Origin of the sequence: Pseudomonas sp. BF-R-30, assembly GCF_019956175.1 — a bacterium.
Classification (GTDB): domain Bacteria; phylum Pseudomonadota; class Gammaproteobacteria; order Pseudomonadales; family Pseudomonadaceae; genus Aquipseudomonas; species Aquipseudomonas jessenii.
Genome location: NZ_JAHBDE010000066.1, coordinates 1 through 20,967, shown reverse-complemented (window position 1 = coordinate 20,967; position 20,967 = coordinate 1). Strand labels below are relative to the sequence as shown.

Below are 20,967 nucleotides of genomic sequence, written 5' to 3'. Positions count from 1 at the left end.
TGCGCGGCGTTGACGCTTCTATAGACTGTGTCCGGGTTCTGCACTGGCCCCAAATTGTTCCTTCATGCCACGCATTGGCGTGATTTAGCCGCAGGTGCCGAGGGTACCGCGGCCTGTTCTGAGGAGTACGCATGGCTGTCTACAACTACGACGTGGTGGTGTTGGGTTCCGGCCCGGCAGGGGAAGGCGCGGCAATGAACGCCGCCAAGGCAGGGCGCAAGGTGGCGATGGTCGATAGCCGTCGCCAGGTCGGCGGCAACTGCACTCACTTGGGCACCATCCCGTCCAAGGCACTGCGTCACTCGGTGCGGCAGATCATGCAATTCAACACCAACCCGATGTTCCGGGCCATTGGTGAGCCGCGCTGGTTCTCGTTCCCGGACGTGTTGAAAAGCGCCGAGAAAGTCATCTCCAAGCAAGTCGCTTCGCGTACCGGCTACTACGCCCGTAACCGCGTCGACGTGTTCTTCGGCACCGGCAGCTTCGCCGACGAGCAAACCATCGAAGTGGTCTGCGCCAACGGCGTGGTCGAGAAACTGGTGGCCAAGCACATCATCATCGCCACCGGTTCGCGTCCTTATCGCCCGGCGGACATCGATTTCCACCACCCGCGTATCTACGATAGCGACACCATCCTCAGCCTCGGCCACACCCCGCGTAAACTCATCGTTTACGGCGCCGGCGTGATCGGTTGCGAATACGCCTCGATCTTCAGCGGTCTGGGTGTATTGGTTGAATTGGTGGACAACCGTGGGCAACTGCTGAGCTTCCTCGACTCGGAAATTTCCCAGGCCCTGAGTTATCACTTCAGCAACAACAACATCACGGTTCGCCACAACGAAGACTACGACCGCGTCGAAGGCGTGGACAACGGCGTGATCCTGCACCTCAAGTCCGGCAAGAAGATCAAGGCCGACGCCTTGCTCTGGTGTAACGGTCGTACCGGCAACACCGATCAGTTGGGTCTGGAAAACATCGGCGTGAAGGTCAACAGCCGTGGCCAGATCGAAGTCGACGAGGCATACCGCACCTGCGTGCCGAACATCTACGGCGCCGGCGACGTGATCGGCTGGCCAAGCCTGGCCAGTGCCGCCCACGACCAGGGTCGCTCGGCCGCCGGCAGCATCGTCGATAACGGTAGCTGGCGCTTTGTGAATGACGTGCCGACCGGCATCTACACCATTCCGGAGATCAGTTCGATCGGCAAGAACGAGCAGGAACTGACCCAGGCCAAGGTGCCGTACGAAGTGGGCAAGGCCTTCTTCAAGAGCATGGCGCGGGCGCAGATCGCCGGCGAGCCGCAAGGCATGCTGAAGATCCTGTTCCACCGTGAAACCCTGGAAGTGCTGGGTGTTCACTGCTTCGGTTATCAGGCGTCGGAGATCGTGCACATCGGTCAGGCGATCATGAACCAGCCGGGCGAACTCAACACGTTGAAGTACTTCGTCAACACCACGTTCAACTACCCGACCATGGCCGAAGCCTATCGGGTAGCCGCGTACGACGGCCTCAACCGGCTTTTTTGACGGGCTCCGGCCGGTGGCCTGAGCCGGCCGGGGAGACCGATTTCAGCAATTCTCGAGCGTGGCGGTGGCCAAACCGGGAAAGTCTGTAATCAGGCTGTCAACGCCGAAGTCGGCGAGTCTGCGCATCAGCGCGGGCTCGTTGACGGTCCATACCGACACATGCAGCCCCTGACGCTGCGCCCTTTGCAGGCGTTCCGGCGTGCACAGGGTCCAGTTCAGCGCCAGAATCTCACAGCCATAGCTGGCGGCGACCTTCAGTGGGTCAAGCCAGGCATACTCGGCCACCAGCCCGCGGGATACGTCCGGCACCAACTCCAGCGCAGCCTTGAGCACTTCACGGGAACTCGAGGTGATGGTCACCTTGTCCATCAGGCCATGACGCTGCACCATTTCGCGAATCGCCAGCACGGTGGTCGCGGCACGCATCCGTGATGCGCTTTTGACTTCCAGCTGCCAGTGATCGAAGTCGCATTTCTCGAACAGTTCTTCCAGCGTCGGAATCGGGCAAGGCTTGATCCAGCCCGGTCCACCCTTGCGTGCGTCATAGGTCACAAGCTCGGCCGCCGTGTGTTCGACGACCTTGCCGCGACGGTCGGTGGTGCGCTTGAGGGTCGGGTCGTGGATGACCATCAGCTCGCCGTCCATGGACAGGTGCAGGTCCAGTTCGCAGCGACGCACGCCGTGCTTGAGACATTCCTGAAAGCTGGTCAGGGTGTTTTCCGGTGCTTCGCCCTTGGCGCCGCGATGGCCGTAGATGAGGGTCACGGTTCTTCCTTAATTTAATTGCCTGATTCGAGTTGGTCGCGGGCCAGGCGTCGTTCCTGGGCCTGCTTTTGCAAGATGTGGCGGGCCAGCAGTTGGCGTTGGGCGTCGGTCAGGTGTTCGAACTCGGTGCCGACGTCATAGCCGTCGCCCTTGCGGTCGCAATGGGTGACGCGGGCGCGCAGCAGCAGGCCCAGGGCCTGCGGCATCAATACCAGTTTGACCGACAGGCGTGCGCCGGCGGCAATGGGCGATGGATGCTGAAAGTCGATGCCGCCTTCGGAGATGATCACTGGCTGCGGTTCGCCGATCTGCCCGAGTACGGTGATGGCGATCACCTGGCTCAGCAAGTCGATGCGTTTGTTCTGGGATTTGAGGAACGCCGCGAGGTTCCGGTCGCGTTCGCTGATCTGGCGTAACAGGTGTTGCGACTCGAATTCACTCAGGTGCAGTTCGCTGAGCAAGTTGAAGAGTGGAGAAGCATCCTGCAACACTTCCTGGCCTGTGGCTTCAGTAGCGGACAGGGGCCGAATTTCCAGTGCGATCGTATCCTCGATACGGTAGTATTCGCGGCGATCTTCTTCATCTAATGTCGACATGGCGAACCCATGGTAGCGGCGGTGGTCTGAGTGTAAAGCTGGTTATCGACCCCCGCCACAAGGACGTTCCTTTTCCCTCCGAACAAGCCCCGACATGTTCAGACCTCTCTTCGTATTTATCGGCACGCGTTACACCCGTGCAAAGCGTCGCAATCATTTTGTGTCATTCATTTCCCTGACTTCGATGATCGGGCTCGCCCTTGGCGTGGTCGTGATGATCGTGGTGCTGTCGGTGATGAACGGCTTCGATCATGAGATGCGCACCCGCGTGCTGGGCATGGTGCCCCACGCGACCATCGAGTCCGGTGAGGCGATCAGCGATTGGCAAGGCCTGGCCGCGAAGGTCAAGCAGAACCCGCAGGTGACGGCCGTGGCGCCGTTTACGCAAATGCAGGGTTTGCTGACCAATAACGGCAAGGTCTCGAAAGTCCTGCTCAATGCCATCGACCCGGCGCAAGAGCGCCAAGTGTCGATCATCGATCAATTCATGACCCAGGGAAAACTCGACGACCTGGTGCCGGGGGAGTTCGGCATCGTCATCGGCGACAAGGCTGCGGCCAAGCTCGGTGCGGCCATCGGTGACAAGCTGACCTTCGTCGCGCCCGAAGTCACGGTGACCCCGGCCGGGATGTTCCCGCGCATGAAGCGCTTTACCGTGGTCGGCATCTTCCATGTCGGCGCCGGTGAGCTCGATGGCTATCTTGGCGTCACCAACCTGCAGGACCTGGCCCGGCTGCACCGCTGGAAACCGGATCAGGTCCAGGGCCTGCGCCTGAAGTTCGACGATCTGTTCCAGGCGCCGCGCACCGCGTGGAGCATCGCCCGCGACCTCGGCGAAGACCGCTACTACGCCCGCGACTGGACCCGCACCCACGGCAACCTGTACCAGGCGATCCGCATGGAAAAAGCCATGATCGGCCTTTTGCTGCTGCTGATCGTTGCCGTCGCTGCGTTCAACATCATTTCCACGCTGGTGATGGTGGTGAATGACAAGAAGGGCGACATCGCGATCCTGCGCACGCTGGGCGCCACACCAGGCACGATCATGCGCACGTTCATGGTGCAAGGCACCGTCATTGGCGTAGTCGGTACCGCGATCGGCGCGGTGGTCGGGATCTTCGCGGCGCTGAACGTCAGCGCCGCGATCTCGGCCCTCGAAGGCCTGATCGGGCACAAGTTCCTCAACGCCGACGTGTACTTCATCGATTACCTGCCGTCGCAGGTGCAGAGCCAGGACGTCGTGATGGTCTGCTCCGCGGCGTTGGTCCTGAGTTTCCTCGCCACCCTGTATCCAGCCTGGCGTGCCGCGCGCACCCAGCCTGCGGAGGCGCTACGTTATGAGTGAGTCGGGCATGAGTGATAAAGCAATCTTGAGCTGCCGCAGCCTGGGCAAATCCTACGAGGAAGGCCCGGAATCGGTGGAAGTGTTGGCCGGTCTGCAACTGGAGTTGCACCCGGGCGAGCGTGTGGCGATTGTCGGCAAGTCGGGCTCGGGCAAAAGTACCTTGCTCAACCTGCTGGGCGGCCTCGATACACCGACCAAGGGCAGCGTCTGGCTCGACGGTGAAGAACTGTCGGCGCTGAGCGAGAAGAAGCGCGGCCTGCTGCGTAATCGCGCCCTCGGCTTCGTGTACCAGTTCCACCACCTGCTGCCGGAATTCACCGCCCTGGAAAACGTCTGCATGCCGCTGCTGATCGGCAAGACCGCGATCCCCGAAGCGCGTCAGCGTGCCACGGCGTTGCTGGAGCGGGTAGGGCTGGGGCATCGCCTGGAGCACAAGCCGGCCGAACTGTCCGGTGGTGAGCGTCAGCGTGTGGCCATCGCTCGCGCCCTGGTGAACAATCCAGGCCTGGTGATGCTCGACGAGCCGACCGGCAACCTCGATTCCCACACCGCCCAGGGGATCCAGGACTTGATGCTGGAGCTCAGCACCTCGATGCGCACGGCGTTCCTGGTGGTGACCCACGACATGAACCTCGCCCGCCAGATGGACCGCGTCCTGCACTTGCAGGAAGGTTGCCTGACTCCCATCTAACGGATTGAAACCCGACGCGACCGAAAGGTGCGTCGGGTCTTTTATTTTTATACGGTGCCCCAGCGAATGTTCAGACCGTTATCGATCTTTATCGGCACGCGCTATACCCGCGCCAAGCGCCGCAATCGCTTTGTTTCCTTCATCTCGATGACCTCGATGATCGGCCTCGCCCTCGGCGTGCTGGCGATGATCGTGGTGCTGTCGGTGATGAACGGCTTCCAGCGCGAAATGAGCTCGCGCATCCTTGGCATGGTGCCGCACGCCACCATCGTCGGCGTGAACCCGATTGACGACTGGAAGCCCGTGGCGGCGGCCGCGATGAAAAACCCGGAAGTGACGGCGGCGGTGCCGTTCACCGAGATGGAGGGCATGCTGTCCTACAAGGGCACGATGCAGCCGATCCAGGTCAGCGGTGTCGACCCGGCGCTGGAAGGCCAGGTGTCGATCGTCGCCAAGCACATCGTTCAGGGGAGCCTGGAAGCCCTGAAGCCGGGCGAATTCGGCGTGGTGATCGGGCAGATCACGGCGCGCCGCTTCCGCTTGAACGTGGGCGACAAGATCACCTTGATCGTGCCTGAGGTCAGCAATGCGCCGGGCGGCATTACTCCGCGCATGCAGCGGCTGAATGTGGTCGGCGTGTTCAAGGTCGGTGCGGAACTGGACGGCACCATGGCGCTGATCCACATGGCCGATGCCGCGCAGATGCAGCGCTGGGAGCCGAATCAGGTGCAGAGCGTGCGCCTGGCGGTGAAGGACTTGTATGCCGCGCCGCAAGTGTCGAACGACATCGCCACGGGGCTGGGCGCCGCCTACAAGGCTGACGACTGGACCCACACCCAGGGCAGCCTGTTCAGCGCGATGAAGATGGAAAAAACCATGATCGGCCTGCTGTTGCTGATGATCGTCGCGGTGGCGGCGTTCAACATCATCGCGACCCTGATCATGGTGGTGAACGACAAGGGAGCGGACATCGCGATCCTGCGCACCATCGGCGCCACGCCACGGCAGATCATGGCGATCTTCGTGGTGCAGGGCACGGTGATCGGCATCGTCGGCACCTTGATTGGCGGTGTATTGGGCGTGATTGCCGCACTGAACGTCAGCCAGATCGTAGGCTGGATCGAGCGGGTCAGCGGGCAGCACATCTTCAGTTCCGACGTGTACTTCGTCAGTAACCTGCCGTCTGAGCTGCAAGGCGCGGATGTGGCGCTGATCTGCACGGCGGGGTTTGTCATGAGCTTCCTGGCCACGGTTTACCCGGCCTGGCGTGCGGCGAAGATCGAGCCGGCTCATGCGTTGCGCTATTCGTAAGCCGTTACACCGCCTTCGCGAGCAAGCCCGCTCCCACAGGGATCTGCGTCGTACACAGATGATGTGAACGCCACAAAACACTGTGGGAGCGGGCTTGCTCGCGAAGGGGCCGGAGCTGCTGGCCTCAATCCCCCCTTGGCAACTCGATCACAAACCGCGTCCACCCATTCTCCGATTCGCAACGAATCTGCCCGCCATGGGCACGGATGATCGATTGGGTGATCGCCAGTCCCAGCCCCGCATGTTCGCTACTGCCTTCACGACGCGCAGGATCGGCCCGGTAAAACCGGTCAAACAGGCGCGGCAATAGATCTTTGGAAATCTGTTGGCCGGTGTTTTCAACGGTCAGGCGCAACTCTTTTGGCTGATCGACGATTCGCACCCGAACCTCGCCATCGACCGGTGTGAACCGCAGTGCGTTGTCCAGCAGGTTCGACAGTGCCCTGCGCAACATGCTGCGGTCACCTTCGAGGCGGGCATTGCCGTCACGACTCAGTTTTACCTGCGCGTCTTCCGCCAGCGGCGCAAAAAACTCCAGCAGCAGATCCGTTTCCTGTCCCAGTTCCAACGGTTCGCGCTTGGGGATTAACAGTCCATGGTCAGCCTTGGCCAGATAGAGCATGTCGTTGACCAGTTGCGCCATCCATTGCAGCTCTTCGAGGTTGCTGTGCAGGGCTTCGCGGTAGTCCTCGATGGGGCGAGGGCGGGTGAGGGTGACCTGGGTGTGGGTCAGCAGGTTCGACAATGGCGTGCGCAGTTCATGGGCAATGTCGGCGGAGAAGGCCGACAGGCGCTGAAACGAGTCGTCGAGGCGTCCGAGCATGGCGTTGAAGTTGTGGGCCATTTCCGCCAGTTCCGGCGGCATGTTTTCTTCAGGTAGCCGCGAGTTCAGCGATTGCGCGGAAACACCACTGGCCACCGCGCTGATCCGCCTTAACGGGCGCAAGCCGCTGCGTGCCGCCCAGGCGCCCAGCAGTGCGGTGGCCAGGGCTGACAGGCCGACGGTCAGCCAGATCAAATGCTGCATGCGTTGCAGAAAGTGCTGGTGATGGGTGATGTCCAACAGCAGGGTCAGTTTCGGTGACTCGGGTTTGTCCGCGAAAAGCGGCGCATTGAGGACGCGGTAATCTGTGCCTTCATGGCTCACCGTCGACAATCCGGACCGGTGCGGCAATACCTGGGGGATGTTGGTCGAACTGTCATACCAGCGCTGGCCGTCGCTGCCGGTGATTCGCAGGGACAGGTCAGCCTGCCGGCTCAACTCCTCGGCCAGTTTTACTTCGCTGTCACTCGACTGTAAGTCGTGCAGGGCCCGACGCAAGCCAATCAGCTTGCCGTCCAGCAGTTGCTGGTCGAGTTCAACGAAGTGCGCCTCGCTGGCGCGGCTGAACAGCACCCCGGCGAACAACGAGACCACGGCGGTGCATGCGGCAAACAGCAGCGCCAGGCGGCTGCTCAAGGAGAGACGGCGCATCAGGCGGGACGCTCTTCAAGGACGTAGCCCATGCCGCGTACGGTATGGATCAGCTTGTTGGGGAATTCATCGTCGATCTTCAGGCGCAGGCGACGGATCGCCACCTCGATGACATTGGTGTCGCTGTCGAAATTCATGTCCCAGACCTGGGACGCAATCAGCGACTTGGGCAGGACTTCGCCCTGGCGGCGCAGGAGCATTTCCAGCAGGGCGAATTCCTTGGCGGTCAGGTCGATACGCTGGCCGCTGCGTTCGACCCGGCGCCGGATCAGGTCCAGGCGCAGATCGGCCAGTTGCAGGCTGGTCTCCTGCGGCGTGGTGCTGCCGCGACGCAACAGGCTGCGGACCCGGGCCAGCAGTTCGGAGAAGGCAAACGGCTTGACCAGATAGTCATCGGCACCCAGTTCGAGGCCGTGAACCCTGTCCTCCACGGCGTCACGGGCGGTCAGAAAAAGTACCGGCGTGTCCAGGCCGGCGCTGCGCACTGCTTGGAGAATTTGCCAGCCATCACGACCCGGCAGCATTACATCAAGAATCAGCAGGGCATATTCGCCGCTGAGGGCCAATTGCTGGCCGGCGTTGCCGTCGGCCACCAGTTCCGTGTTGAACCCGGCCTCGGTCAGGCCCTGGCGCAGATAATGGCCGGTTTTCGGTTGGTCTTCGACGATCAGCAGTTTCATGGGCGACTCATGGCAAGTGGAACGAAGGCTTTATACCGTGGGCAGCATTCGCACAGGGCAACCTGACAAAGTTGTAATCTGGCTGTCAGGTTGCGGGCAGTGGCAGCAGTTTAGAGTTTTGCGCATGCTGAGCCTTAACTTGTTGGAGTATGACGATGTTTTTACGCAAATCCGTGGCGCAAATCCTGTGTTTGCTGGCGCTGAGTTCACCGGTGTGGGCAGACGCCGGACGTACCTACGATTTCGGTCAACCGGCCTCGGCGGCCAAGGCGACCCGCAGCATCGAGGTGGTGATGGGGGACATGTCCTTCACGCCGAAGTCCCTCGATATCAAGGCCGGGGAAACCGTGCGCTTCGTGCTGGTCAATAAAGGCCAGTTGCTGCATGAGTTCAACTTGGGGGATGCGGCGTTGCACGCCAGGCACCAGCAGGAAATGTTGCAGATGCAACAGAGCGGCATGCTGGCGCCAACCGGTATGAAGGCAATGGCCGGCATGGATCACAGCAAAATGAACCACGGCATGAAGCATGATGACCCCAACAGCGTGCTGGTGGAACCGGGCAAGACCGCCGAGCTGACCTGGACCTTCAGCAAGGCCACCAGCCTTGAGTTTGCCTGCAATATTCCCGGCCATTACCAGGCCGGCATGGTCGGCAAACTGACTGTCAGTCAGTAAGCACTCAAAGGCGGGAGCAAAGGCTGATAGAATCCGCTGATTCTTCAGTCAGGTTTCCGCCATGCATCCCGCAGCCGAACACTCGCCGCTGGGCAAGTCCAGCGAATACATCGCCACCTACACGCCGTCCTTGCTGTTCCCGATCCCGCGCACCACGAAGTGGGCGGAGCTGGGCCTGACGGCGCAAACCCTGCCGTACAAAGGCGTGGACTTCTGGAACTGCTTCGAGCTGTCCTGGCTGCTGCCGTCGGGCAAGCCGGTGGTGGCGATCGGTGAATTCAGCATTCCGGCGGATTCGCCGAACATCATCGAGTCGAAGTCGTTCAAGCTCTATCTCAACTCCCTGAACCAGACGCCGTTTGCCGATACCGCGAGCCTTGAGGCGACGCTGGCCAAGGACTTGTCGGCGGCTGCCGGCAAGCCGGTGGGTGTGCGCATTCGCAGTCTCAAGGAGGTCGAGAGCGAAGGCGTCGTGGCCTTGCCGGGCGTGTGCATCGATGAATTGGATATCAGCGTCAGCAACTACGAGCATCCACGGCCGGAACTGCTGCGTTGCGATGATTCGCGCATTGTCGAGGAGAGCGTGCACAGTCATTTGCTCAAGTCCAACTGTCCGGTCACCAGCCAGCCGGACTGGGGCAGCGTCGCGGTGGAGTACCGTGGCGCGGCGCTGGATCATGCGAGCCTGCTCGAGTACATCGTCAGCTTCCGCCAACACTCGGACTTCCATGAACAGTGTGTAGAGCGGATCTTTCTCGACCTGCAGCGGTTGCTCAAGCCAGAGAAACTGACGGTGTATGCGCGTTATGTGCGTCGTGGCGGGCTGGATATCAACCCGTATCGCAGCACTGAAGAGGTGCAGCTGCCGAACCATCGCCTGGTCCGCCAGTAACGCTTTAATGTGGGAGCGGGCTTGCTCGCGAAGGCGGCTTCACATTCAACGATGATGTTGACTGACCCACCGCTTTCGCGAGCAAGCCCGCTCCCACAGGGGACGTGCATTGCCAAGTGCAGACGCAAAAAAGCCCTGCTATCACTAGCAGGGCTTTTTTGCGTCTGGCGGGGTTCAGATTCCCATATTGGCCAAGGCCTGCCCGATGTTGCGCAGGGTGCCGGCAAGGGTAGGGTGTTCGAGTTCAAAGCGCTCGACAGCCAGGTTGACGCCATCGGCGAGGCTGGAATCCTGGGTTTTGGTTTCGAGTTCAAGCTTCAACTCGATCTGTTGCATCAGTTCGCTCAACTCTGCGCGTTCGGCTTCAGACAATGGAGGATTCTGTTCCAATTGCTCGCGCAGGGCATTGAGCTGTTCTTGCAGTTCGCGGGCAGGCATGGCGTTCTTCCTTCTTTTATCGATAGGCACTGGCATAGACCATGGCGGCAGGCCAAAGGTCGATGGCTGACCTTTAGATTAATCCACTCGCGGCCAACGTGCATGATCTCGATCAGGGCTTTTCGCCCTTGAGCCGACGCAAGCTGATATCGGCCAGGCAGGTGTCGAGTTCACCGAGATGATCGATCACCGAATGCACGCCCAGGCCAAACAGTTGCATCGTCGCCTTGGCACGTTTGATGTCGCGCTCCTGCGGGGGCAGCGCTTGCCATTGCTCGGGCGCCAGCCCGCACAGCGAGCCGCAGGACGCCAGACCGATGGTCCACAACCCGGCATTGAGACCCGCTTGCAGCAAACGGGGTTCACCGCTCACCAGTACGCAGCCGTCGAGTCGCTCGACGTTCAGGGTCATCAAGGCGTGCCAGCAGGCATTCGGGGCGGGCCATGGGTTGTTTGTAGCTGAATGTTGCGAGGGTTTGATCCATTCCGGCAGCGCCGCGGCCAGGGATTGGCTGAGGGCAGGGGGCAGTTCATCGAGCCAGGCGCAGGGGATTTGCTGGCGCTGCAAGCTGCGCAGGCTATCCAGTGCGCCGGGCGTGGCCTCGGCGTGTTCGGCCGAGTGGCTGCCGTGCCGGTGCGTGTGCGCGCCGAAATCCACCAGGCAGCCACTGAGGCCGAACAGTACGGCGGTCAGGCTGGGTGCGGTTTGGGGCAAGGCTTCGGCGAGCGGCATGTGGACGTCCCTGAAATAGCCTGAAGGCTAGTGGACGACGGTGACAGTTGAATGACATGGATGTGAAACGCTCACATTTGGCACGATTCCTTCCGTGTGGATCTCGTACAAAGTGCGTTAAACGGCGTTTACGTCTTATACTTGCCAACTTATTGCCTGGGCCAAGTGCCCGAGCCAGTACAAACCAAGGAGTTTTTTTCTATGCGCTGGAGCAATCATCTAGCCAGGATTTGTGTATGCGCCAGTGTGATGCTGGTTCCGTTCGCTGCCCAGGCAGCCACGGAAGAGGATCCTTGGGAAAGCGTCAACCGCCCGATTTTCAAGTTCAACGATGTGATCGACACCTACGCGCTCAAACCCCTGGCCCAGGGCTACCAGTACGTGACGCCGCAGTTTGTCGAAGACGGCGTTCACAACTTCTTCCGTAATATCGGCGATGTGCGCAACCTGGCCAACGATATCCTGCAGGCCAAACCTCGTGCCGCAGGCGTTGATACCGCACGAATCATTTTCAACACCACCTTCGGCTTGCTGGGCGTCATTGATGTCGGCACGAAAATGGGCCTGCAGCGCAATGACGAAGACTTCGGTCAGACGCTGGGCTACTGGGGTGTCGGCAGCGGCCCTTACGTGATGCTGCCGCTGCTGGGGCCAAGCACCTTGCGTGATACGCCGTCCAAGTACGTCGACAGCTACACCGGCGCTTATCGTTACGTAAACGACGTTTCGGTGCGTAACTCGTTCCACGCCCTGGACATCATCGATACCCGTGCCAACCTGCTGTCGAGCGAGAAGCTGATCACCGGCGACAAGTACACCTTCATCCGTAATGCATACTTGCAGAACCGTGAATTCAAGGTGAAGGACGGTCAGGTCGAAGACGATTTTTGATCTCGACCGGTAAACTGAAAAAGGCGGCCATCAAGGCCGCCTTTTTTGTCTGCGAAAAGCCGCATGCGGATGAAATCGCGGTTTTCACTGTAGTCCCGGCCGGTTTGACTCGCAGGTTCGAACCTTCCATTGGGTTACGGATTTGCCTGTTCTTATAACTCTCGGTGATTTTACAAATAAAGACGTCAGGCGACCATCGGCGTGAGCTTGAAACGCCCCGCGGATGGGAGTACCGTCTGCGCCTTAGAAGGGCACCTCTGGTGGACACGTGTGTAGGGCAATTGCCCGAAAGCGGTGCGACAGAGAGGCTAGAAAGCGAATCCAGTAGTCAGCGCCGGGCCAAAATCCCCGCCTGCTACGCCAACCTAATTCTGGCGCCGTTTGCCCACATGCCAAAAACCAGTGCCACGCTGCTGATAATCGATGATGACGAAGTAGTGCGCGCGAGCCTCGCCGCCTATTTGGAAGACAGTGGTTTCAGCGTCTTGCAGGCCAGCAATGGTCAGCAGGGTCTTCAGGTATTCGAGCAAGACAAGCCCGACTTGGTCATCTGCGATCTGCGCATGCCGCAGATGGGTGGACTCGAACTCATTCGCCAGGTCACCGAACTGTCGCCGCAAACCCCGGTGATCGTGGTGTCGGGTGCCGGCGTGATGAATGACGCGGTCGAAGCCCTGCGCCTGGGCGCGGCGGACTACCTGATCAAGCCTCTCGAAGATCTGGCTGTGCTCGAGCACTCTGTGCGCCGGGCCCTGGATCGTGCGCGCCTGCTGCTGGAGAACCAGCGCTACCGCGAGAAGCTGGAGAAGGCCAATCGCGAGCTCGAAGCCAGCCTGAACCTGCTCCAGGAGGACCAGAACGCCGGTCGCCAGGTGCAGATGAACATGCTGCCGGTCAGCCCCTGGACCATCGACGAGTTCAAGTTTGCTCACCAGATCATCCCGTCGCTGTACCTGTCGGGTGATTTCGTCGACTACTTCCGGGTCGACGAGCGCCGGGTCGCCTTTTACCTGGCGGACGTTTCCGGTCACGGCGCCTCCTCAGCCTTCGTCACCGTGCTGTTGAAGTTCATGACCACGCGCTTGCTGTTCGAATCCAAGCGCAGCGGCACCCTGCCGGAATTCAAGCCTTCAGAGGTTCTTGGTCATATCAACCGGGGCCTGATCAGTTGTAAGCTGGGTAAACACGTCACAATGGTCGGTGGAGTCATCGACGAGGAGACCGGTTTGTTGACCTATAGCATCGGCGGTCATTTGCCGTTGCCAGTGTTGTACACGCCAGACAGTGTTCGTTATCTGCAAGGGCGTGGTCTGCCGGTGGGCCTCTTCAACGAAGCCACCTACGAAGACCACGTGCTGGAACTGCCACCGACGTTCAGCCTGACGCTGATGTCTGATGGCATTCTGGATCTTTTGCCAGAACCCACACTCAAAGAGAAAGAAGCGGCGTTGCCCCAACGGGTCAAGGCTGCGGGCGGCACCCTGGATGGGCTGCGGCAGGTTTTTGGATTGGCCACGCTAGGGGAGATGCCGGATGATATCGCCCTGTTGGTGTTGAGCAGGAATCTTTGATGAGTACCGGTAGAATCCAGTTCGCCGAGCAGGATGGCACCTTCGTCCTGAAGTTCGTCGGTGAAGTTCGCCTGACCCTGTGTTCGGCGTTGGATGCGACTATTGAGCGGATCTTCAGCGCGTTGAATTTCAATTCGATCGTGATCGATCTGACCGAAACCCGCAGCATCGACAGCACCACACTTGGCCTGCTGGCCAAGCTGTCGATCCTGTCGCGGCAGAAGGTTGGCCTGCTGCCGACCGTCGTCACCACCCACGAAGACATCACGCGGCTGCTGCAGTCCATGGGCTTCGAGCAGGTGTTCAACATCGTTGACAAGCCGGTGCCGTGCCCGGAATGCCTGGACGACCTGCCAGACCAGGATCAGTCCGAAGAAGTGGTGCGGATCAAGGTGCTCGAAGCGCACAAGATCCTCATGGGCCTGAACGACACCAATCGTGAAGCCTTCCATGACCTGGTGAATGCGCTCGAACGCCATTGATCCCCTGAATTGATGTGGGTCAGCCAGACCCCCATCGCGAGCAAGCTCGCTCCCACAGGTCCTCGTTTAGCACACGACCTCAGTCATCCCGCGAACTCCTGTGGGAGCGAGCTTGCTCGCGATGGCGTCCTGCCAGTCACCAAACACATACAAAAAAGGGCGAACCCTCACAGGTTCGCCCTTTTTGCATTACACCCACTCAAATCACAGCTTGGCCTGCAACAACGCCTCGAGCTTCTCCTGATCCAGCGCGAACTGACGAATGCCTTCAGCGAGTTTCTCGGTCGCCATCGCATCTTCGTTGGACAGCCAGCGGAACTGCGATTCGTTTAGGCTCAGGCGCGCTTCACCGGCATGGCCAGGCGCCAGTTTGCGCTCCAGCTTGCCGGTATCCGCGGCCAGCTTGTCGATGAGGTCCGGGCTGATGGTCAGGCGGTCACAGCCGGCCAGTTGCTCGATCTGGCCCAGGTTGCGGAAGCTCGCCCCCATGACCACGGTCTTGTAGTCATTGGCCTTGTAGTAGTTGTAGATGCGCGTCACCGACTGCACGCCCGGATCATCCGCGCCGGTGTAGTCGTTGCCGTTGGCTTTCTTGTACCAGTCGTAGATACGGCCCACGAACGGCGAAATCAGGAACACCCCGGCGTCGGCACAGGCGGCCGCCTGGGCAAAGGAGAACAGCAGGGTCAGGTTGGTCTGGATGCCTTCCTTTTCCAGGATCTCGGCAGCGCGGATGCCTTCCCAGGTGGACGCGATCTTGATCAGCACGCGGTCGCGGCCAATACCGGCCTTGTCGTACAGCTCGATCAGGCGATGCGCGCGCTTGAGCATGGCATCAGTGTCGAACGACAGGCGCGCATCCACTTCGGTGGAAATGCGGCCCGGAATCACTTTCAGGATTTCTTGCCCCACGGCCACACCAAAACGGTCGCTGGCCAGGCCCACATCGCCCTTGCAGTCATTGACGCAGGCGTTCAGCAGCTCGGCATACGCAGGAATGGCCGCGGCCTTGAGCAGCAGGGAAGGGTTGGTGGTGGCGTCCACGGGCTTAACGCGAGCGATAGCTTCGAAGTCGCCGGTGTCGGCAACCACGGTTGTCATTTGTTTGAGTTGTTCCAGCTTGGAAGTCATGAGCGTGCTCTGTCCTATGGGTCTGATGACATTACCCGAGCGCTGACAGCCACTCAAGGGCGTGTACGTGTATCAATGCCCCCTGTGGCAACAACCTGAAAACAGGTGTTTGAAAGGTGGGGTGCGGTATCGAAGAATACGATGCCAAAACGCCCCACAGGTTCAACAAGACCGACCGTTAACGCCCCTCAAGCAACTCCGCCGCTTGATCCAGCAACGCCAAAGGCTCTTTGGCCTTGTGAATGTCCACCGACAATAACTGCCGAAACTTGCGTGCTCCCGGGAACCCGGTGCCCAGCCCAAGCACATGGCGAGTGATGTGGTGCATCGAACCACCTGCAGCGATATGCGCCGCTATATAAGGACGCAACTGCGCCAGCGCCTCAGCCCGGCTGATCACCGGCGCCGCGCTGCCGAACAGCTGCTGGTCCACCTCGGCCATCACATAAGGGTTGTGATACGCCTCGCGGCCCAACATCACGCCGTCAAACGTCTGCAAATGTTCGTGGCAAGCTTCCAGCGTCTTGATCCCGCCGTTGAGGATAATCTCCAGCTCAGGAAAATCCGCCTTCAACCGCGCTGCCACGTCATAACGCAGGGGCGGGATGTCACGGTTCTCCTTCGGCGACAGCCCCTCCAGAATCGCGATCCGCGCATGCACGGTAAAACTGGTGCACCCGGCATCCCGCACCGTGCCGACGAAATCACACAGCTCCTCGTAACTGTCCCGGCCATTGATCCCGATACGGTGCTTGACCGTCACCGGAATCGACACCGCATCACGCATCGCCTTCACACAATCGGCCACCAACTGCGGATGCCCCATCAAGCACGCGCCGATCATATTGTTCTGCACCCGATCACTTGGGCAGCCGACATTCAGGTTCACCTCATCGTAACCATGCTCCTGCGCCATGCGCGCACATGCGGCCAGGTCCAGCGGCACGCTACCGCCAAGCTGCAACGCCAGCGGATGCTCGGCTTCGTTGTGACGCAGGAAACGGTCGTGATCACCGTTGAGCAGGGCACCGGTGGTGACCATTTCGGTGTAGAGCAGGGCGTTTTTCGACAGCAGGCGCAGGAAGAAGCGGCAGTGGCGGTCGGTCCAATCCATCATGGGCGCAACACTAAACCGCCGAGACAGTGCAGGTCTTGGATTTACTGGTCTGGAGTGGGGGTTCTGTACCATTTTGCTCTACGTGTTTTTAGCGTGTTTTAGGGCGTTTTCGGGCGTTTTTTGAATGTCGGTGGTACGATGTACCACTTCAAAACTGACGCGTACCACTTTCGATATGGCGACTATCAGGGCAAGAAAACTGGCGGATGGGAGTGTGAGCTACACAGCTCAGATCCGCATCAAGCGCGACGGAGTGCAAGTCTACCAAGAGAGTCAGACCTTCGCCCGAAAACAGGCAGCTCAGGCTTGGGCGCGAAAGCGCGGCGCGGAGCTGGATGAGCCTGGTGCAATTGAGCGGGCGAACCGAACGGGGGTCACGGTCAGCGACATGATCACCCGCTACCTGGATGAAATGGAGAAAGCCCGACCGCTGGGGAAAACAAAGAAGGCCACGTTGAACGCCATTGCGGAAACGGACTTTGGTAAGTTGGTTGATTCTGACCTAAACAGTCAGCAGTTGGTGGACTACGCACTCTGGCGTATGAGTAAAGCAGGTGGTGGGGTGCAGCCTCAGACCGCAGGCAATGATCTTGCCCACCTTGGCGCGGTGTTATCAATTGCCCGGCCCGCCTGGGGTTATCAAGTTGATCCGCATGCAATGGGTGACGCGCGTAAGGTATTGCGAAAGCTCGGTTACAACTTGAAGAGCCGGGAGAGGGACCGTCGTTCGTCGTTGGCTGAGTTAGGAAAGATACTTAGTTACTATGAGGAAATGCAGGGGCGCCGGCGAAGTTCCATCAATATGCTCAAGGTTGTGGGCTTCGCGATCTTTTCCACGCGGCGACTCGATGAAATTACGCGCATTCGCTGGGCTGATGTTGATGAGGCCGGTCAGCGGGTGATGGTCCGGGATATGAAGAACCCTGGCCAGAAGATCGGCAATGATGTTTGGTGTTACTTGCCGGATGAGGCGTGGCGGATACTTCAGACAATGCCCAAGGCTGGCGACGATATATTCCCGTATAGCCCTGAATCTATTTCTACGTCGTGGGCGAAAGCCTGCAAGTTTACAAGCATTGAAGACTTGCACTTCCATGATCTGAGGCACGACGGTGTTAGCCGATTGTTTGAAATGGATTGGGATATCCCACGTGTAGCGAGTGTTTCAGGACACAGGGACTGGAACTCTCTGAGGCGCTATACCCATCTGCGTGGCAGAGGGGATCCTTACATTGGCTGGGAGTGGCATGACAAAATATTGAAGGCGCCCGTACAGCTAGGTGCCGCATCAATGAAATGGCTTAAGAGGCGCGTTTTAAGCCGTTGAGTTGGTTGCATTCCTTGACTGCGGCTTCCCGCTGTAAGTCGAGGTAGGCCGCGAGGTCGGTGATGTGGATCCCTTTTGCGCTTTTCTGGCTTGGCTCTAGGCGAGTGATCGGGATTTTGATCTGACCAGCCAAGACCTTTCGCTGGAACATTTCGGTGGTCAAGTGTGTGAAGTAGTCCTTGCACACCTGGTCCAGCGGAATGAGGGCGCGACCATTGTATTGCGCCGTCAGGATGAAGGCTGTGTTCATGGGTTGGCCTCTTGATCTTCAGCTTTTCTGCAATACAGCGGATCTGCGCCAATGAATACCTCTTCCGGTGCCTCAGGCCACTCGTCCCGAATTGAGTCGAAGTCGCCTTCGTTCCAGCAGCGAAGGAATTCAATATCGTCGATATCGCCGGAAGCCTTCTCCAATGCGAAAGCAATCGCGGCGACGGCGGCGTCACTGTTCAGGGAGTCTTGATCATCTACTGTCGTTCGACAGTTCCACTGTTCAGCTAGCAACGGCTTGCAATCATCCATCATGCTGTAGCGAATAGCCGCTTACGCGAAGAGGTGACTGCATTGCTGCTCCGGTGGCACAACGAAAAGCGGGCGGGATCCAGCTCTTATGGCCACGTCGCGCTGCCATGAGATCGTTGATCAACAGCTGCCGCACATCCTCACTGAGCGATGGGTTGGTGGAGCGCCACAGCTGGTCTTTGACTACAAAGTAGCGACCGTCAGGAGTCACTGGATTCATCTCTGCATCTCCAAGGGGCCCAATTACGGCATGCCCAAGCTCGTGGTATCGCGCAGCTGTATTTTGGAGAGGAACTCTCTCAGGTGGTACTGGTTTGACGGCCGCTTACCCCCCCATCCAGCCTTAAAAAAAGCCACCCTTACTCCCAGATATCATGATTTTTCACAAGCATGAGCCTTCCTTATAGTCCTCCTAAGCCCACTTGGAACACGGTTGTGTTTCCCTTGATGTGAGACATTTTTATGGAAAATAAGAAACGCGCCGTCCAAGCTTCAGAGGTTGGGATGGGGACTCGAGTCGTATGGGTGGAGAGCAAGTTCCTTGGCCGCACGTAGCCTACCAAGCTCGAGACTTGCTCACTCAGGCGTCATGAGCACCGCTAGCGTCATGTTGATGAACTCTTCGTTCTTGCTGATCGTTGCCAGCGCTCCACGTACGTTGCCTCCAACCTCATCCGAACCGCGCTGCTCAACCCAAAGGGTACCTGAGATATTTCCGTACAGCGCTGAGTCTGTATCCACTTCGTGGACCAGGGTTTGTCAGATACTTGGCATCGAGGATCTGCACTTTCATGACCTGCGCCACGATGGCGTTAGCCGGCTTTTCGAAATGGACTGGGACATTCCTCGGGTAGCGAGTGTGTCGGGGCATCGAGATTGGAACTCAATGCGGCGTTACACTCATCTACGCGGTCGAGGTGATGCATACGCAAATTGGGACTGGCTGGAGCAGATCCTACAGGCGCCCGTGAAATTGGCCGCGAAGACGTTGAAGTAAATCAGCTTCCGCGTGGTGCGCTGTTTAACTGATTGCTTTCTTTGACAGCTGCAGCGTGTTGCGCGTCCAGGTACGCGGAAAGATCCGAGATATGAACTCCTTTCGCGCTTTTTTGACTTGCTTCCAGGCGAGTGATGGGGATTTTAATTTGTCCCGCCATAACCTTTCGTTGAAACATGTCAGGGGTTAGGTGAGTGAAGTAGTCGTGGCAGACTTGCGCTAAGGGAATGATCGCCAGGCCGTTATATTGTGCCATGAGAACAAATAGGGTTTTCATGGCCTTGCTCCTTGTAGATGGCTAATTTTGGCGAGCTGTATGTTCGTTGTAGACTCGATAGCGCCACCGTTGCGGGTTTGAGCTTGCATGGTTCTCTCCTTTCAAAGATGGTCGGTGTCGGGGAGTTGCACCTCCTCGACACCTCTTTTTTTCATCAGCGGCCGTAAGAGTGCTTAACCAAGTGAAAGACTTGATCTGCGAACCAGGTGAATCACCAGGTCGTCGAAACGCCACTCATCCTCAACGCACGCTTGCCATTCCAGAAAGCTAACGATCTGCTCAGGTGCGCGATCCAACATGCTCACTCCATAAAGTGCATTGCTGAATCGACGTTATTGGATTGAAACGGAGTACGCGTGTGGCTTTGATACGAATACTTGTACAACTACATAATTTGTTACAGCTTGGCGCGCATCGCGCGCAGCGTCGGCTCCAAAGCATTTAGAAAGCGGCGGACAGTTTTTTGGTCATCCTCAGGAATTCTGCGGTATTGCGTTATCAGCTCCTCTTCTTCGTTACTTAAAGCTCCGACAGGCGTAGGCGTTCTGACCCCAGTAACCACGTACAACACATCAATGGATCTGCTGTGGCCTGCAGGTTACTCATAGGTGCACTATTTCGAAAATCGCACGGTCCTTTCGTATTGAAAGGCACCTATGAGTTCCTCATAGGTGCCCGTCAGTGATCCGGGAGTCGTTTTTGCAGATCGAGAAGAACCTACGAGTAACTCGTAAGCGAATTGAAAAGTCCGTTTTCGCCAGAAAGCTGGACACCTCTGAGCCTGATAATGAGGCCCAAATAGGAGGCGCTATGAGTCGTCAGCGTTACCCCTAAGAATTCAAGATCGAAGCGGACAAGCAATTGATCGAACGCAACCTATCCGTTGCCGAAGTAGACGCATGGCTGGGCGTGTCAGTGCACAGTCTGTATGCCTGGATCAAGCTCTATAGCAAGCCCCAGACGCAGCGGCAGCAAAACGAGTAGGCTGAGCTGCGCCCGGAATTCAAGCGGGTCGCGCCCAGACCAATGGCAAGGCGTTTGTCATGAGCTGTCAAACTGCGATTTTCGTCGAAGGTACTTCGGGAGCTGTCTCCATGGATCAATGCACTGTTATCACCAACTGATCACGGAAAGCCGAAGCGTTAACCGCGAAAGGCGTTTGGCGTCGGCTTGTCACACGTCCGCGCTCGATACCACAAGATATAAGTGAATTCCGCGTCAAGACCAGGAGCCCTATGTACTGGGAGAAAGCGCCCGGTTGGAGCGACTGAGTAATATCGGCATGGAGGTTCAGAGGTTTGGGGCTGAGGAATTTGCCGCTCACCAAGTAGGGACACAGACCACGCTATCCGAAGATTTGACCGGAAGCCGTCCTTAGTCGAACGGCTCCTCTTGGCCCAGAGTGTGTAAAAACGCATTAGGGCCTTGTCGGCGCGAAGAGCCGACGGCTGTTCGCTGAGTGAGTCCGCTTAAGGCACCATAGTTGATCAATATCGCATCGGTGCCCTTCAGCAAGGTTCTACA

General features: G+C 58.7%; 21 protein-coding genes and 2 pseudogenes. 12 read left to right on the top strand and 11 right to left on the bottom strand.

From position 1 onward, the window contains the following. Positions 1-131: 131 nt before the first annotated feature. Positions 132-1,526, top strand: coding sequence for a Si-specific NAD(P)(+) transhydrogenase (gene sthA, locus KGB20_RS24590; protein ID WP_007984277.1), 1,395 nt, complete (start codon positions 132-134; stop codon positions 1,524-1,526). Between the two features lie 42 nt (positions 1,527-1,568). On the opposite strand, the gene KGB20_RS24585 is transcribed toward sthA, so the two are convergent. After that, positions 1,569-2,291 carry a glycerophosphodiester phosphodiesterase gene (locus tag KGB20_RS24585; RefSeq protein WP_007984279.1) on the bottom strand — a complete coding sequence of 241 codons (723 nt, stop codon included), beginning with the start codon at positions 2,289-2,291 and terminating at the stop codon, positions 1,569-1,571. 14 nt (positions 2,292-2,305) lie between these two features. Continuing rightward, the gene (locus KGB20_RS24580) at positions 2,306-2,887 is read right to left on the bottom strand and encodes a PilZ domain-containing protein (RefSeq protein ID WP_150812437.1); all 582 of its coding nucleotides are present in this window, start codon (positions 2,885-2,887) and stop codon (positions 2,306-2,308) included. 94 nt (positions 2,888-2,981) lie between these two features. On the opposite strand from KGB20_RS24580, the gene KGB20_RS24575 reads away from it, so the two are divergent. The 3 genes from KGB20_RS24575 to KGB20_RS24565 all read left to right on the top strand — a co-directional run bounded on the left by KGB20_RS24575 (position 2,982) and on the right by KGB20_RS24565 (position 6,234). After that, positions 2,982-4,232, top strand: a complete 1,251-nt coding sequence (locus tag KGB20_RS24575) for a lipoprotein-releasing ABC transporter permease subunit (RefSeq protein ID WP_102668916.1) — start codon at positions 2,982-2,984, stop codon at positions 4,230-4,232. 7 nt (positions 4,233-4,239) lie between these two features. After that, entirely contained in the window at positions 4,240-4,923 is a 684-nt protein-coding gene (lolD, locus tag KGB20_RS24570; protein WP_173677889.1) for a lipoprotein-releasing ABC transporter ATP-binding protein LolD, read from the top strand. Between the two features lie 66 nt (positions 4,924-4,989). Beyond that, a complete protein-coding gene (locus KGB20_RS24565) occupies positions 4,990-6,234 on the top strand; it encodes a lipoprotein-releasing ABC transporter permease subunit (protein WP_057715642.1) in 1,245 nt (414 codons plus the stop codon). A 124-nt stretch (positions 6,235-6,358) separates the two neighbouring features. On the opposite strand, the gene KGB20_RS24560 is transcribed toward KGB20_RS24565, so the two are convergent. Continuing rightward, positions 6,359-7,708, bottom strand: a complete 1,350-nt coding sequence (locus KGB20_RS24560) for a heavy metal sensor histidine kinase (protein ID WP_154910058.1) — start codon at positions 7,706-7,708, stop codon at positions 6,359-6,361. Continuing rightward, positions 7,708-8,388: a heavy metal response regulator transcription factor gene (locus KGB20_RS24555; RefSeq protein ID WP_154910059.1), complete on the bottom strand. Its 681-nt coding sequence runs from the start codon at positions 8,386-8,388 to the stop codon at positions 7,708-7,710. Before KGB20_RS24555 ends, KGB20_RS24560 begins: the two co-directional genes overlap by 1 nt. Before the next feature lie 155 nt (positions 8,389-8,543). On the opposite strand from KGB20_RS24555, the gene KGB20_RS24550 reads away from it, so the two are divergent. Further along, entirely contained in the window at positions 8,544-9,065 is a 522-nt protein-coding gene (locus tag KGB20_RS24550) for a plastocyanin/azurin family copper-binding protein (RefSeq protein WP_154910060.1), read from the top strand. A gap of 61 nt (positions 9,066-9,126) precedes the next feature. After that, entirely contained in the window at positions 9,127-9,957 is an 831-nt protein-coding gene (queF, locus tag KGB20_RS24545) for an NADPH-dependent 7-cyano-7-deazaguanine reductase QueF (protein WP_154910061.1), read from the top strand. 174 nt (positions 9,958-10,131) lie between these two features. On the opposite strand, the gene KGB20_RS24540 is transcribed toward queF, so the two are convergent. Both KGB20_RS24540 and KGB20_RS24535 read right to left on the bottom strand, forming a co-directional pair. Beyond that, positions 10,132-10,395 carry a DUF4404 family protein gene (locus KGB20_RS24540; RefSeq protein WP_150812440.1) on the bottom strand — a complete coding sequence of 88 codons (264 nt, stop codon included), beginning with the start codon at positions 10,393-10,395 and terminating at the stop codon, positions 10,132-10,134. A gap of 112 nt (positions 10,396-10,507) precedes the next feature. Next, complete coding sequence (locus KGB20_RS24535) at positions 10,508-11,128, bottom strand: phosphatase (protein ID WP_057715636.1); 621 nt, start codon at positions 11,126-11,128, stop codon at positions 10,508-10,510. A gap of 201 nt (positions 11,129-11,329) precedes the next feature. Here KGB20_RS24535 and KGB20_RS24530 point away from each other — a divergent pair, with 201 nt between their 5' ends. The 3 genes from KGB20_RS24530 to rssC all read left to right on the top strand — a co-directional run bounded on the left by KGB20_RS24530 (position 11,330) and on the right by rssC (position 14,072). Beyond that, the gene (locus KGB20_RS24530; protein ID WP_150812442.1) at positions 11,330-12,019 is read left to right on the top strand and encodes a VacJ family lipoprotein; all 690 of its coding nucleotides are present in this window, start codon (positions 11,330-11,332) and stop codon (positions 12,017-12,019) included. 389 nt (positions 12,020-12,408) lie between these two features. Further along, the gene (gene rssB / locus KGB20_RS24525) at positions 12,409-13,590 is read left to right on the top strand and encodes a two-component system response regulator RssB (protein ID WP_057715634.1); all 1,182 of its coding nucleotides are present in this window, start codon (positions 12,409-12,411) and stop codon (positions 13,588-13,590) included. Next, positions 13,590-14,072 (top strand): anti-sigma factor antagonist RssC, encoded by a 483-nt coding sequence (gene rssC, locus KGB20_RS24520; RefSeq protein WP_057715633.1) that lies wholly within the window; start codon positions 13,590-13,592, stop codon positions 14,070-14,072. Before rssB ends, rssC begins: the two co-directional genes overlap by 1 nt. A gap of 204 nt (positions 14,073-14,276) precedes the next feature. On the opposite strand, the gene tal is transcribed toward rssC, so the two are convergent. Continuing rightward, positions 14,277-15,203, bottom strand: coding sequence for a transaldolase (gene tal / locus KGB20_RS24515; protein ID WP_223533107.1), 927 nt, complete (start codon positions 15,201-15,203; stop codon positions 14,277-14,279). A 178-nt stretch (positions 15,204-15,381) separates the two neighbouring features. Further along, positions 15,382-16,392 carry a tRNA dihydrouridine(20/20a) synthase DusA gene (dusA, locus tag KGB20_RS24510; RefSeq protein WP_223533105.1) on the bottom strand — a complete coding sequence of 337 codons (1,011 nt, stop codon included), beginning with the start codon at positions 16,390-16,392 and terminating at the stop codon, positions 15,382-15,384. A gap of 103 nt (positions 16,393-16,495) precedes the next feature. On the opposite strand from dusA, the gene KGB20_RS24505 reads away from it, so the two are divergent. Beyond that, entirely contained in the window at positions 16,496-17,647 is a 1,152-nt protein-coding gene (locus KGB20_RS24505; protein WP_150724811.1) for a site-specific integrase, read from the top strand. On the opposite strand, the gene KGB20_RS24500 is transcribed toward KGB20_RS24505, so the two are convergent. Together KGB20_RS24500 and KGB20_RS24495 are read right to left on the bottom strand one after the other, a co-directional pair. Next, positions 17,622-17,897, bottom strand: a complete 276-nt coding sequence (locus tag KGB20_RS24500; protein WP_150724740.1) for a pyocin activator PrtN family protein — start codon at positions 17,895-17,897, stop codon at positions 17,622-17,624. The two genes, KGB20_RS24505 and KGB20_RS24500, sit on opposite strands and share 26 nt — an antisense overlap. Further along, complete coding sequence (locus KGB20_RS24495) at positions 17,894-18,172, bottom strand: hypothetical protein (protein ID WP_223533103.1); 279 nt, start codon at positions 18,170-18,172, stop codon at positions 17,894-17,896. Before KGB20_RS24495 ends, KGB20_RS24500 begins: the two co-directional genes overlap by 4 nt. A 703-nt stretch (positions 18,173-18,875) precedes the next feature. Here KGB20_RS24495 and KGB20_RS24490 point away from each other — a divergent pair. Further along, positions 18,876-19,166: pseudogene (locus KGB20_RS24490) on the top strand (tyrosine-type recombinase/integrase); the annotation flags it as partial. 1 nt (position 19,167) lies between these two features. Here KGB20_RS24490 and KGB20_RS24485 read toward each other — a convergent pair. Further along, a complete protein-coding gene (locus tag KGB20_RS24485; protein WP_150724743.1) occupies positions 19,168-19,443 on the bottom strand; it encodes a pyocin activator PrtN family protein in 276 nt (91 codons plus the stop codon). Positions 19,444-20,286: 843 nt separating this feature from the next. On the opposite strand from KGB20_RS24485, the pseudogene KGB20_RS24480 reads away from it, so the two are divergent. Then, positions 20,287-20,421: pseudogene (locus tag KGB20_RS24480) on the top strand (IS3 family transposase); the annotation flags it as partial. Positions 20,422-20,967 lie beyond the last annotated feature (546 nt).